Origin of the sequence: Actinomadura miaoliensis (genome assembly GCF_039536785.1) — a bacterium.
Lineage (GTDB): Bacteria > Actinomycetota > Actinomycetes > Streptosporangiales > Streptosporangiaceae > Spirillospora > Spirillospora miaoliensis.
Window position 1 is genome coordinate 1 of record NZ_BAAAZG010000036.1, and the last position, 13,603, is coordinate 13,603.

Below are 13,603 nucleotides of genomic sequence, written 5' to 3' on the forward strand. Positions count from 1 at the left end.
CGCCGCCGGGCGCCGGGCCGCCGGAGGAGCGGCCGGGCGGCGACGGCCCGCGCGTCGCGCTGAAGATCCTGGTGGCCGGCGGGTTCGGGGTGGGCAAGACGACCCTCGTCGGCGCGGTCAGCGAGATCCGCCCGCTGCGCACCGAGGAGGCGCTCACCGACGTCGGCATCGGCGTCGACGACCTGGACGGCGTGGCGGCCAAGGCCACCACGACCGTGGCGATGGACTTCGGCCGCATCACGCTGCGCGACGGCGTGGCGATCTACCTGTTCGGCACGCCGGGCCAGGAGCGGTTCTGGTTCATGTGGAAGGAGCTGTCGCGTGGGGCGCTCGGCGCGGTGGTGCTGGCCGACACCCGGCGGCTGGCGGCCAGCTTCGCCTCGATCGACTACTTCGAGCGCCGGGGCACGCCGTTCGTGGTGGCGGTCAACTGCTTCGACGGCGCCGACCGGTACGAGCCGCCGGAGATCCGCGCCGCCCTGGACATCGACCCGCACGTGCCGGTGATCCTGTGCGACGCGCGGCGGCGCGGGTCGGCCAAGGAGGTGCTGGTGGGGCTGGTCGAGCACGCGCTGCGGCTGGCCGGGACGCCCCCGCCGCCGCCCCGCCAGTGGCGGACGGGGTCGGACCCCGCCCGCATCTCGCCGTCCTAGAGGCCGCCTCGGGACGCGTCGTCCTCCGGGGCCTGCCAGGGCGGGCGCATGACGATCTCGTTGACCGGGACGTCGTGCCCGGACGCGCAGCGCACCTCCGCCGTGACGGCCTGGCCGCACCCGGAGTGCGTGAGGGCGACCTGCGGCCCCTCCTCGTGCGGCAGGTACCGCTCGCCCCACTCCATCAGGCTCACCAGGGTGGGCGCGAGGTCCAGGCCCATCTGGGTCAGGTGGTACTCGTAGCGGGTGCGCTGCCCGGGCTCCCGGTACGGCTTCCTGCTGAGCAGCCCCGCCTTGACCAGGTGCTGGAGCCGGGCGGTGACGGCCGACTCGGTCATGCCGAGGTTGCGCACGAAGTCGCCGAACCGGCTGGTGCCGAAGTACGCCTCGCTGAGCACCAGCACGGCCGACGGCGGGCCCAGCGCGGACAGCGTCCGCGCGACCGGGCAGTTCTGCATCGACCAGGTGGAGCGGTCGGCGAAGGTCCCCGCGAGCGTGATCGTCACCTTGGCGAGTATATGCCGACCGGGCCTGCTGGCTAGCGTTGACCGAAGTCAGCTCTCGGCGTACCGTCCCTGACTATGGCGAACCAAAGTCAGGTCCGTGCGCGGGCGGTGCTCGCGGTGCTGTGCGTCGCCTCCTTCATGGCCGGTCTCGACCTGTTCATCGTCAACGTGGCCTTCGAGGACATCGGCCGCGACTTCGCCGGGGAGTCGCCGGCCGACCTGTCGTGGGTGCTCAACGGCTACACGATCGTCTTCGCCGCGCTGCTGGTCCCGCTGGGCAGGCTGGCCGACCGCTACGGCCGCAGGACGGTGCTCGTCGCCGGCCTCGTCGTGTTCACCGTCGCCTCCCAGGCGTGCGCGGCGGCGCCGTCGCTGTGGTGGCTGGTCGCGTTCCGCGTCGTGCAGGCCGCCGGCGCGGCGGCCCTGGTGCCGACCGGCCTCGGGCTGCTGCTGTCGGTGTTCCCGCCGGGACGCCGGGCCGGTCCGGTGCGGATCTGGTCGGCGTCCTCGGCGCTGGCCGCCGCGGCCGGCCCGGCGGTCGGCGGGGTGCTGGTGGACGCCTCGTGGCGCTGGGTGTTCGAGGTCAACGTGCCGATCGGGGTGCTGGCGACCGTGCTGACGCTGCGGCTGGTGCCGGACTCGCGGGACGGCGCCGCCGCCCGCGTCCCCGACCTGCCGGGCGCGGCCCTGCTGGCCGTCTCGATCGGTCTGCTGGCCCTCGGGCTGGTGGAGGTCGACGACTGGCCGGGCGGGCGGGTCGCGCTGGCGCTGGCGGCGTCCGCGCTGGTGCTGGCCGCGTTCTGGGCGCGCACGCGGCGCCATCCCGCGCCGGTGATCGAGCCGTCCCTGCTGGCCGTGCGCGCCTTCGCCTGGTCGAACGCGGCCGTGCTGCTGTTCAGCGTGGCGTTCGCCGCCAACCTGCTGATCGGGGTGCTGTGGATGCAGCAGGTCTGGGGCTACTCGGCGATCCGGACGGGCCTGGGCGTCGCGCCGGGGCCGCTGATGGTCCCGGTCTTCGCGCTGGTCGCCGGGCGGCTGATCGCGAGGCGGGTCCCGGCCGGCGTGGTGACGGCCGTCGGCTGCCTGCTGTGCGCCGCGGGGGTGGCGATGATCGCCGACGGTCTCGTCGCCGACCCCCGGTACCTGACGGCGTTGCTGCCCGGCTGGCTCGTCGGCGGGATCGGCGTGGGCCTGGCCCTGCCGACGATCCTGTCGACGGCGACCGAGGACCTGCCCGAGCACCGCTTCGCGACGGGCAGCGCGCTGGTGAACATGAGCCGGCAGATCGGCGCCGTGCTGGGCGTGAGCCTGGCGGTGGCGGTGCTCGGCACTCCCCGCGGGTACGCCGAGGCGCATGACGCGTTCGTGCGCGCCTGGCTGACGGCCGGCGTGTTCATGCTGGTCGCGGCGGTCGCCGCGCTGGGCATGACACCGCGTCGCCGGGAGCCGGCCGCGAGCGCCCCGGGAGCGGAGGCGGGACCGGAGGCGGGACCGGAGGCGAAGCCGGTCGGCAGCGCCTCGCCGTCGTGACGGGACGCGCCGGGAGGGCAGGGGGTGGGCCCTCCCGGCGCGTCGCCTCCTCGGCCCCTCAGTTCGTCAGTCGCCTACGAGGCGGTGCCGTGGAAGGTCCACGTGCCCGATCCCACGGTGCGGGTCGGGCCGCCGGGGACGTGCACCTCCGCGGTGCTGTTCGGCGGGACGGTGACCGTGAGGGTGATCCGCCCGTCCTCCTTGGTCCAGGACGTGCGGGCCTCGCCGTACGGGGTCTGCCTGGTGGCGGAGGCGCCGGTCAGGTCGCCGACGACGGACGGCTTGACCAGCAGCTTGCGGAAGCCGACCGAGCCGGGCGCCTGGTCCAGCCCGGCCAGGCGGCTGGTGAACCAGGAGTCGATCGTGCCCAGCATGAAGTGGTTCTGCGACTGGCCGCTGCCGCCGTCCCACATCTCGCCGAGCGCGGTGTTGCCGTGGACGACCTGGTAGCCGTAGCTGGGGCTGTCCGTCCGCGTGGCGATCTTGTAGACGACGTCGTCACGGCCGTTCTCCGACAGCACCCGGAACGCGGCGGGCAGGGAGATCTCGCCCAGCAGCAGGTGCCAGCCCGCCTGCTCGATGCTCCCGACGAGCTGGTCGAGCATCCGCTGCCTGTGCTCGGCCGGGACGGCGCCCATGTCGAGCGCGAGGGCCGTGGCGCCCTGGCCGCCGCCGCCGAACTTCCCGGTGGACGCGTCGTACTGCCGCTCCCACAGCGCCCGCTGCGACTGCGCCGCCTTGGCGCGGTAGGCCGCGGCGTCCTCCGGCTTGCCGAGCGTGTCGGCGATCTTGGCGAGGGTGTCCAGGACGCGCCAGTACCCGTAGGTGGCCGACACCATCTTCGGGAACGTGCGGTCCGGGGTGATCCAGTCGCCGAGGGTGTAGTCGGTGACGCCGTCCTGGACGCGCGTCTCCAGGTGCGCCAGGTAGCGCTGCATCGCCGGGTAGTGGGCGCGCATCGTCTCGGTGTCGCCGTAGGCGCGGTACAGCTGCCACGGCACGACGACGAACGCGCCGCCCCAGTTGGCGTCGTCGCGGTACGAGCCCGACAGGGTGACGTAGTCGGGCACGGTGGACGGGATCAGCCCGGTGTCGGTCTGGCCGTCGGCCATGTCCCGCACCACCTTGCGCAGCAGGCTGTGCACGTCGTAGTTGGCGGCGAGGGTGTCGCCGACCAGGTGCGTCTGCTCCAGCCAGCCGAGCTTCTCGCGGCTCGGGCAGTCGGTGAAGACGCTCATCATGTTGCCCTCGATGGCGCGGCGGATCAGCCCGTGGATGCCGTTGATGAGGGCGTTGGAGGACGTGAACGACCCGGCCGAGGCGTTGTCGGTGTGCAGGACGTGGCCCCGCACGGAGATGGTGGCGTCCTCCGGCAGGCCGCGCACCTCCAGGTAGCGGAAGCCGTGGTAGCTGAAACGCGGGTGCCAGGTCTCCTCGGCCGCGCTTCCCGTCGTGTACTGGTCCCAGATGGGGGCGCCGACGTTGCTCTTGAGCTGGTAGACGCGGCCGTCCTTGAGCGATTCGGCCGGGAGGACGCGCACGCTGGTGCCCTTGGGGGCCCTGACGGTGATCTCGGGCCAGCCGGCGATGTTGCGTCCCACGTCGAACACCTTGTAGCCGTCGCCCTCGCCGACGAGCCTGCCCGGCAGGGTCTCGATGATCCGGACGGGTTCGGCGACGCGTCCGCTGAGCGCCCTGGTGGGCGAGTCGACGGTGACGGCGGGACGCCAGCCGGGACGGGCCGCGCCGGGACGGTCCCAGTTCGGCGTCCGGCGGCGGGCGTCGTAGTCCTCTCCCCCGTACCAGTTGGAGAAGGTGGTGGGGCCGAGGGTGGTCCGCCAGTCCGCGCCGCTGGTGACGCGGACCTCGCGGCCGTCGTCCAGGGTGACCTCCAGCTGCGCGGTGAGCTTGGGGTCGCTGGTGGTGCGGGCGAACTTGCGGTAGCGGTCGGCGGTGGAGATGACGTTGGCGGCGCCGTTGCCGAGTTCCACGCTGATCGCGTTGGCGCCCCGGCGCAGCATCTTCGTCACGTCGTAGGTCGCGTACTGGACGCGGTCCTCGAAGTCGGTGTTGGCCGGTTCCAGGACGGCGTCGCCGACCCGCTTGCCGTTCAGCCCGACCTCGTAGACGCCCAGGCCGCTGATGTAGAGGCGGGCGCTGCGCGCGTTGCGCGGCAGGGTGAAGTCCTTGGCGAACTGCGGCATCGCCACGGGCACGGGCGACTGCGGCGGCTTCTGCCCGGTGACCGCGGCCAGGCGCGTGTACGGGCCGTCGGCGGCGTCGGACGCCGAGACGGTGAAGTCGACCGGCGCGTAGGGCACCTCGCCGGTGTCGGCGGGCTGGTCGGTGCGCGGGTACAGCAGGATCTGGTCGAAGGCGCGCGCCGACTTCAGGTCGACGGTGAGGGTGATCGGCTTCCCGGACACGTCGGCCGTGGTGTGGGCGGAGCTGGACCAGCCCGCGAACTCCTGGTTGCTGGTCTGGGTGCCGTCGGTGAGGTACCGGGGCAGCCACTGCCGGTTGACCTGCCCGCCGGTGTCGGACGAGGTGACGGTCGTCCCGGCGGCCAGGTTGGTGTCCGGGGCGGCCGAGTCGCGCACCTCGATCTCGGCGAGCTGCAGGCGCCACGTCCTGTCCGGCAGGTTCTCCACCAGGGGCAGGCCCAGCTTGGTGACGTCGACGCGGACGTAGCGGGCGGTCGTCCTGGGCAGCTTGACCGCGATGGGCGTGGGCCGCTTCTCCTTGAAGCGCCAGTCCGGGTGGGTGATCCAGGACGCCGACCAGTCGGCGGGCGCCAGGCCCGTCTCGAACCAGGACGGCGACGACCAGGCCGAGGCGCGTCCGCCGGTCCACACGCGCACCCGCCAGTGCACCCGGGTGCGGCCGGCGACCGTCTTGCCGGCGTAGTCGACGCGCTGGGCGGCGGAGCCCACCTTTCCGGTGTCCCACAGGTCGGGGCGGCCGCGGCGCAGCAGGTCGGGGCTGGTGGCGGCCTGGATCTGGTAGGCCGTCTGGGTGACGTCGCGGCCGGCGGCGCGCAGCCGCCAGGTGAGCGGCGGGGTGGCGTCGTCGATGCCGAGGGCGGTGGTCAGGTCGGCGGCGCGCAGGCCGGTGGCGCCGGCGGCCGTCACGGCGGAGTCGGCGAGCGAGGACGGGGCCGGTCCCCAGGTCACCAGGCTCAGCGCCACGGCGGCGGCGACGGGACGGGCCATGAGGGGAATGCGCACGTCAGGCTCCCTGGGTCTCGGAGTGCAGCGCGGCGACGGCCGCCGCGGTCAGGGCGTGGTCGTAGACGCGGAAGTCGCGCACCCGGCCCCGCAGGAACGGGTGGCGGGTGTCCTGCGACCGGCCGAGGAAGTTCTGGGACGTGGCGCCGAGCGCGAGGGGGCTCATGACCGGGCCGTCCTTGCGTCCGGTCTCGGCGCCGTCCAGGTACAGGACGGCCGCGTCGCGGTTCACGGTCACCGCGACGTGGACCCAGCGTCCGGCGGGAAGCGCGCCGGCCGCGTCGACGTAGTCCTCGCCGTCCATGCCGTACGTCTTCATGGAGAAGCGGGCGCGGCCCGATCCGGTGCGCGAGTTGACGTAGAAGAACGTGCGACGATTGAAGCCGAGGTCGAAGACCCGGGCGTTGTTGGTGATCGCGTCGGCGTGCACCCACAGGGCGACGGTGAGTTCGGCCAGTCCCGTGATGAGGCCGCGGGGCAGGACGACGTGCCCGCCCGTGCCGTCGAGGACCACCGCCGAGCCGTCGTCGGCCCAGGTGGCGCCCTGGGCGAGGGCGGCGTCGGGCCGGCGTCCCGTGGCCTCCCCGGCCGTGCCGTCGAGCGGGTAGTGCGCCACCAGCCGCCGGCGGCCGCGCGGGGCCGGGGTGAGCCAGTAGACGTTGTAGCGCTGGTGGTGGATCTCGGAGAACGGGCTGAGCTTCACCTCGGCGCCGTCGGCGCGCACCGTGTACCGCAGCGGGGCGCCGTCGCGGCGGAGGGAACGCGGGTCGATGGCGGGGAAGGTGTTGAGCTCCGTGTCGCCGTAGCCTCCCGCCAGCACGACGGGCCCGTGGGTGACGGCCTGGATGTAGGGGTTGTCGGGCGCCTTGCGCCAGACGGGCGTCATCGGCGTCGTCAGCTCGACCACGTCGCCCTTGCGCCAGCGCCGCTCGATGGTGGCGTACGTGCCGGGACGCGCGGTCACCGGCACGGCCCTCCCGTTCACCCTGATCCTCGCCCGGCCGCCGCCCCGCGCGTCCAGCCAGCCGGGCACGCGGATCCTGAGGGCGAAGCGCGCGTCGCCGTCGGTGACGGTGAGCCGGGTGGTCTCCTCGTGCGGATAGCGGGTCTGCTGGCGCAGCACGATCCCGCGTTCCCGCCATCTGACCTCGGACGGGATGAACAGGTTGACGTACAGCTCGTCGTCGCCGTGGAAGTAGATGCTGTCGGCGAACTTGGTGTGCGTCTCCATGCCCGTGCCGTGGTCGCACGAGAAGTTGTCGTAGTCGCCGCTGTAGCTGCCGGGCGCCGCGCCCAGGCCGCCCTTCGGCTTGCGGGACGAGCCGGGCCACAGGCCCGTGTAGTAGGTGCAGTAGCCGTGCGCCGAGTCGGGGTCCTGCTCGCCCAGCATCTGGTTGAGCAGCGTCCACTCGTAGTAGTCCATGTACGGCGTCCTGGCGGGGTCGTGCAGGAACAGCGACCGCGTCAGCTTGAGCATGTTGTAGGAGTTGCAGTTCTCGCAGGTGACGTCGCTGAGGCGGCTCACCAGCTCGCCGGGCGGGCCGAAGAACTCCTCGTTGCTGTTCCCGCCGATGACGTAGGTGTGGTCGTTGACCACGGTGTCCCAGAAGAACGCGGCGATGGCGCGGTAGCGGGGCTCGCCGGTCGCCTCGTACTCGCGCACCGCACCGACGATCTTGGGGATCTGGGTGTTGGCGTGGTAGCCGTTCAGCGTGTCGCGGCGGTCGGCGAGCGGGCCGAAGATCTCCTCGTGGTCGAAGCGGCGGGCCGCGCGCAGGTGCTCGGGGTCACCGGTGACCAGGTACAGCTCGGCGAGCACGTCGTTCATCCCGCCGAACTCCACCCGCAGCAGCGCCTGCATCCGGTCGGTGCCGAGCTTGGCCGTGCGGGCGGCGACCCACGACGCCATGCCGGTCACCACGTCCAGGGCCTGCCGGTTGCCGCTCAGCCGGTACTGGTCGAGCAGCCCCGCCATGATCTTGTGGATGGTGTAGTACGGCGCCCACGGCTTCTCCCCCGCCTCCAGGCGGTCGAAGACCTGCTCCTCGAACGCCGACAGGTAGCCGCGCGAGTATCCCGCCGCCGGCGACGCCGCCTGGCACTTGGCCAGTTCGGCGACCAGGTGACGGGCCTTGGCGGCGTAGGCGTCGTCGCCGGTGTTAGCGTGCGCCTGCGCCAGCGCCGACAGCAGGTGGCCGGTGGAGTGGCCGCGCAGCTGGATGTCGGGCGCCTCCCAGCCGCCGCACGGTTCGGCCGACGACGGCAGGCCCACGTTCAGGCGGAACGTGTGCAGCAGCCGGTCGACGTCGATGAACTTCAGGTAGGCGCAGGTGCGCTCCATGTTGTCGCGGAACGGGCCGTCCAGCAGCGTGACCGCCGACAGGGGGAACGGCGACAGGACGGGCGCGCGGCGGGCGTGGCCCGTGGCGGCGGTGGTCTCGGCGGTGGTCTCCGCGGCGGCGGACGCGGGACGCGCGACGACCGCCGCGGTGGCGGTCGCGCCGGCCGTGCCCAGGAAGGCGCGGCGGCTCACCCCTGCGTTCACGCCCGCTCACCCCGGATCGTGTGGGTGCCGTGCAGGTTCTTGACGTAGACGTACTCGCCGTCGCTGTAGGCCTGGTTTCCTCTGGCCTTGTGGCCGTCCCAGACCAGGCGGCCGTCCAGGTAGACCTTCATGCGGGTGCCGAACGTCGGCACGCCCGCGCGGCCCGCCGCTCCGGGGGGCGCGGTCAGGCGCGCGGTGTAGGTGCCGTTGGCGACCTTCCAGGACGCGTCCACCGCGCCGCGCGTGGTGGTCAGGCGGCCCTGGGCGAACCGCAGGTCGGCCGTGTGCGGGACGAAGTCGAACGACCGTCCCCCGGGTGAGGTGGGGCGCAGGCCCAGCACGTAGTTGGTGAGGGCGGGCGTGGGGCCGGTGGCCCAGGCGTGGGCGAGGCTGACGTAGGAGCTGCAGAAGACGCAGCCGTCCTCCAGGTTGCGGAACGACTCCCAGAACGTGCTGCGCGTGCCCTGGGGGTGGTTGAGCATGTAGCCCCACTGGCGGCGGATGATGTCCACCCCGGCCTGGTCGGCGGCCCGTCCGCCGGCGGCGAAGTGGGCGTTGACCTCCATCGACCCGGAGAACACGCCGGGGTTGCCCTTGTTCTCGGGGGCGGTGCTGGTGATGGAGTTCCAGTTGCCGGTCAGGTCGGTGCTGATGCGGCGGGCCTTGGCGGTGTCGGCCATGCCGTACCAGACGGCCAGGGAGTTGCCGTCCTGGGGGTGGACCGTGGAGGCGGGGTACTGCTTGTAGGCCCCGGCGGTCTCGTCCCACAGGTGGGTGTTGATGGCGGTGCGCAGCGCCTCGGCCCGCTGGGTGTAGGACGCGGCCAGGGCCGTGTCCTTCTGCACCTGGGCGAGCTGCGCCCCCGTGGTGAGCACCCGCCACAGCAGCACGTTGGCGGTCAGGTTCTCGCCCTTGGGCAGGATCCGCACCGAGTCGGACGTCCCGGTGATCGACACCAGGCCGCGCTCGCTGAGCTTGGCGCCGGTGTAGTCGACGGCCTTGCGGTAGGCGTCCCAGACGGTGGCCAGCCAGGCGCGGTCGCCGGTGTAGAGGTAGTAGTCCCACGTGGCCGCGAGCGTCCACAGGTGGTAGGTGTCCGAGCCGTACTTGTTCAGCTCCGGCCCGGCGTAGGGCAGCTCACCGGTGTCGCGCTGGTGCTGGTAAACGGTCGTTAGGGCATTGCGGGCCGACTCGGTGTCGTTGAACGCCGCGTACGCCGCCGGCACCTCGATGCCCAGGTCTCCGGGCCACACCGTACGGTCGCGCTTGGCGCCGTCCACCAGGATCGTGTCGCCGACCCCGATGTCCCCGGTGTTGTCCCACAGCGCGGCCGGGGCCTCCCAGATGCGGCCGGTCTTGGGCGAGATGGTGTTGAGCTGGATGGTGTAGGCGCCCGCGTACCAGATCCTGTTGAGCAGGTCGTCGCTGGAGTAGAAGTAGTTGGCGTAGCCGGCGGGGTTCTTCATCTTGGGCGCGGCCGTGTAGTGCACGGACACGCCGTCCAGGTCGACGCTTCCGGCGGACTCCAGGAACACCGTCAGGTAGCGGAAGCCGCCGCGCAGGTACTTGGCCGGGGTCGTGTAGGTGGTCTCGCCGTTGACGTCGACGCTGAGGGCCCCGTCGCGGCTGCGCGGGCCTCCGGTCGAGGCGTCGCTGGTGATACCGACGTACTCCGACGACTCGGAGAACGCCAGCCCGACCCGTTGCGCCCCCTGGGAGGAGGCGAAGCTCACGGTGGTCAGGCCCGTGACGTCCTTGCCGAAGTCGAGGGTGACGTAGGAGCCCGCCCCGGTGAGCGTGGTGCGGCGCCCCGACAGCACGTTCTGCGCGTTGGCGACCGTGCCGTTGGTGGTGTGGACGGCGACCGGACGCAGGGTGCGGGACGTGGGCGACAGGTTGTAGGCGTCCCACGGCCGCGCCCCCTGCCCGTTCTGGGCGGCGGCTGTGGCGGGCGGGGCGGTGAGGGTGAGCGGCACCGTCACGGCGGCCACGGCGAGGGCGGCCGTGGTTCTGGCATGGCGTCGCCTGACTACGCTGTGCAGCATGAATTCCTCGCAATCAGAGGGTTGAGGGGGTTCACCGTGCGGGAGGGCGGGGGCATCGCCCTCCCGCACTTGATTTCAGGGGGTCAGCTGATCCCCGGGGTCAGCGGACCGGCGCCTCGCCGTACGGGACGAGCCGCACCGGCCCGATCAGCCCGTAGGCCTGCCGGGACGCCTTGCCGTAGACGTCCGGGTCGGACACCCGCAGCCGGTTGTTGAGCGTCGTCGCGACCTCCACCTCGATGGTGTTGGCGCCCTGCCGCAGGTAGGGGCCGACGTCCACGACGGGGTTCATCAGGTCGACCGGCGGCAGGACCCGCCCGTTGACGATCACGCGGCTGGTGTCGAAGACCTTGCCGAGCTCCAGGTAGGCCCCGGCGCAGGCGCCGCCGGACCACTTCCCGTCGAGCTGGACGGTGGTGCGGTACCGGCCGACGCCGGACACGTCCGCCAGCTCGGGGATGTCCGGCCACGCCTTGAGGCCGTCCAGGTCGACCTCCCGCCGGGTCACGGCGGTCTCCGTCGCCGTCCTGCCCGGGCCCCAGTCCTCCACCTGGAGTTTCCAGGAGGTGAGGGTGAGGGCCGCCGGCAGCTCTCCGACCGTGGTGGAGACGGTGCGGCCGGTGGACAGCGTGGTGGTGTAGGCGCCGGGCTCGGTGGAGCGGACGACGAGACGGCCGCCGTCGTAGCGCACCTCCCCCGCGTCGGTGCGCGTGGCGTGCGGAACGCCGGTGCCGGGGCGGCCCAGGGCGATGACGGTGGTCTCGCTGGGCTGCAGGGCGACCCGCACGGTCACCTTGTCGCCCTCCTCGGTGTAGACGGCGATCCGCTCGGCCTCGCCCGTCCAGGGGTCGAGACGGAACGGCACGGCGCGCCGGTCGGCGCGCGTGAGCGTGACCTGGTGGTCGATGGCGGCCACCGGGGGCTTGACCGTTTCGGCGTGCTTGCCGTTGCACAGGTAGTAGTAGTCGACGTCGCCGGCGACGCGGTGCCCGTTGAGCAGGGTGGAGCTCTGGGCGTACTTGACGTCCGGCTCGACGCCCAGCGCGGCCAGCGCGCCCGGCACCTCGGTGTCCGCGGCGACGACGCGGACCTTGGGCTGGGCGAACAGCTCCTTGAGGACGGCGCGCAGCCGCTCGTTCTCCCCCGCCTTCGGCACGCCCGGGACGGTCGCGGCCGACCAGTCCCCCAGGAACACGATCGGCAGCCCCGCCTTGGTGAGGCGCAGCAGCTTCTCGGCCGACCTCACCGGGATCGTGCGGTCGCCCGAGGAGAAGCGGTCGGCCTCCACGAAGACCGCCTTGTAGGCGGGGCCCTTCGGGGCGAGCCTGCCGCCCGACACCGTGGCGCTGGGCAGTTCCAGGGTGGCGGCGCTGATGAACTGGTGCGTCCACCCCAGCGGCACGCCCGTGCCGGTGAACCAGCCCGCGCCGATACCGGTCTTGCTGTAGCCCTTCTGCCGGAACACGGCGATGTCGATGCGGTTCGTCCCGGACTGCATCACGTGGTGGACGCGGCCCAGGTAGGCGGCGATGTCCGGGGCGTGCCGCCAGGTCGGCTGGCGCGGCCCCCAGGACTCGGCGTACCCGATGCCCCCGTTGTAGGGGGTGAACCCGGCGAAGCCCGGCCACGCCACACCCGGAGCGGTCGCGTACGAGAAGCCGTGCAGGACCGTCTGGTTGAGCCCGGCCGCGTACGCCCCGCCCATGGTGCGCAGCAGCTTGTCCCAGGTGGTGTTGTAGGCGCCGCCCTGGTACGCCCCCGCCTCGCACGACAGGATCTTGCGGCCCGCCATGTCGCGGCCCCCGGCCAGGACGCGGTAGTCGTCCAGGTTCTTGAAGCCCAGCGACTCGCCCTCCGGCACGTCGATGATCGCGGCGGTCTCGATCGCGTCGGTCTGCAGCCCGTACGGCTGGGCGCGGAACTGCAGGCCGATCGAGTGCGCCCACTCGGTGAGCGCGGCGAAGTGGTGCTCGTTGAACAGGTCCGACACCGTGAGCCAGAAGTCGTGCCGGGCCTGCCGGGTGATCTGGGGTTCGTAGGAGTAGAGCGTCCGCTCCTTGTGCTGCACGATCACCGGCAGGTACGGCCACAGCGGGTAGCCGCGGCGGCGGGCGAACTCCTCGGGCAGGTCCGGCGTCCAGTTCAGCGCCTGGGTCTCCAGCTCGATGGAGTCCTCGAACAGCGTGCCGCCGGCCTGCCTGATCAGCTTGCGGATCCGCTTGGTCAGCAGCGTCGACTCCCAGAAGTCGATGACCGCCTTGGTCCCCGCGGGGCTGAAGTGGTCGACCACCGCGCAGTCGGGCGCCGAGTGCGGGCCGGACTCGGGACGCTGCCCGCTGCCGCGCCGCCAGTACGACAGCAGCACCCACGACCCGTCGCCGGGGGCCGTCCACTTGATCCGCCCGTCCCGGACCGTGGCGGTGAGGTCCGTGAACGAGTCGCGGGCCAGGCCCGTCTCGGTGCGGGTGGAGTTGGCGGTGTCGACGCGGGCGGCGTGCACGGCCACCAGATGCCGGACGTGCACGTCCTCCTCGGCTGCGGCGACGGGCTCGGGCACGGGGCCGCTGTAGGTCTGCCCGCCGGTCACGGTGGCGCTGCCGTGCGCCAGCTCCTGCACGGCGGCCGGGCTGTCGGGGGTGATCGTCGGGACGGCCGCGGGCCAGGCCGGGCCGATCGTCAGGTCGACGGTGATGCCGCGCCTGCGCGCCTGGTCGAGGGCGGCCTCGACGCCCGCGTTCCACGCCGGGGTGCCCCAGCCGTGGCCCTCGGGGTCCAGGACGGACTTGTCGCGGATGCTGTGGTGCACGGCGACGATCTCCGCGCCGCCGAACCCGGCGGCGGCGATCTGGTCGATCTCCCGCCGGATCTCCGCCGGGTCGACCAGCCCGTCCGGCCACCACCAGCGGAACCGCGGCCGGACCGCGGCGTCCGGCCGGGCGAACGCCGCGAACGACGGGGCGCCGGCGCCCGCCCGCGCGGTGCCCGCGCCGCCCAGCGGCGAGTTCAGCGCCACGGCCGCGCTCGCCCCCGTCACGGCCGTGTACTGGATGAAACGCCGGCGGCTGACGCCGGCGCCGTCGTGCTTGCTCAAACGAAC

The 13,603-nt window shown here is 72.9% G+C and carries 7 protein-coding genes; 2 read left to right on the plus strand and 5 right to left on the minus strand.

Annotated elements, in window-relative coordinates:
- The first annotated feature begins 59 nt into the window (after positions 1–59).
- Positions 60–653, plus strand: a complete 594-nt coding sequence (locus tag ABD811_RS23595; RefSeq protein ID WP_344952118.1) for a GTP-binding protein — start codon at positions 60–62, stop codon at positions 651–653.
- Here the strand turns inward: ABD811_RS23595 and ABD811_RS23600 are convergent.
- The gene (locus tag ABD811_RS23600; protein ID WP_344951604.1) at positions 650–1,159 is read right to left on the minus strand and encodes a winged helix-turn-helix transcriptional regulator; all 510 of its coding nucleotides are present in this window, start codon (positions 1,157–1,159) and stop codon (positions 650–652) included. The genes ABD811_RS23595 and ABD811_RS23600 overlap by 4 nt on opposite strands.
- A 75-nt stretch (positions 1,160–1,234) precedes the next feature.
- On the opposite strand from ABD811_RS23600, the gene ABD811_RS23605 reads away from it, so the two are divergent.
- A complete protein-coding gene (locus ABD811_RS23605) occupies positions 1,235–2,689 on the plus strand; it encodes an MFS transporter (RefSeq protein ID WP_344951607.1) in 1,455 nt (484 codons plus the stop codon).
- Between the two features lie 74 nt (positions 2,690–2,763).
- Here ABD811_RS23605 and ABD811_RS23610 read toward each other — a convergent pair whose 3' ends face one another.
- The 4 genes from ABD811_RS23610 to ABD811_RS23625 all read right to left on the minus strand — a co-directional run bounded on the left by ABD811_RS23610 (position 2,764) and on the right by ABD811_RS23625 (position 13,597).
- Positions 2,764–5,916 carry a family 78 glycoside hydrolase catalytic domain gene (locus tag ABD811_RS23610; protein ID WP_344951610.1) on the minus strand — a complete coding sequence of 1,051 codons (3,153 nt, stop codon included), beginning with the start codon at positions 5,914–5,916 and terminating at the stop codon, positions 2,764–2,766.
- 1 nt (position 5,917) lies between these two features.
- Entirely contained in the window at positions 5,918–8,461 is a 2,544-nt protein-coding gene (locus tag ABD811_RS23615) for a glycoside hydrolase family 127 protein (RefSeq protein WP_344951613.1), read from the minus strand.
- Positions 8,458–10,506, minus strand: a complete 2,049-nt coding sequence (locus ABD811_RS23620) for an alpha-L-rhamnosidase-related protein (RefSeq protein ID WP_344951616.1) — start codon at positions 10,504–10,506, stop codon at positions 8,458–8,460. Before ABD811_RS23620 ends, ABD811_RS23615 begins: the two co-directional genes overlap by 4 nt.
- A 100-nt stretch (positions 10,507–10,606) precedes the next feature.
- Entirely contained in the window at positions 10,607–13,597 is a 2,991-nt protein-coding gene (locus ABD811_RS23625) for a glycosyl hydrolase (RefSeq protein ID WP_344951619.1), read from the minus strand.
- Positions 13,598–13,603: the final 6 nt, after the last annotated feature.

Coding starts and splice junctions, on each gene's coding strand:
- ABD811_RS23605 (WP_344951607.1), top strand. CDS start 1,235: ATGGCGAACCAAAGTCAGGTCCGTGCGCGGGCGGTGCTCGCGGTGCTG.
- ABD811_RS23620 (WP_344951616.1), bottom strand. CDS start 10,506: ATGCTGCACAGCGTAGTCAGGCGACGCCATGCCAGAACCACGGCCGCC.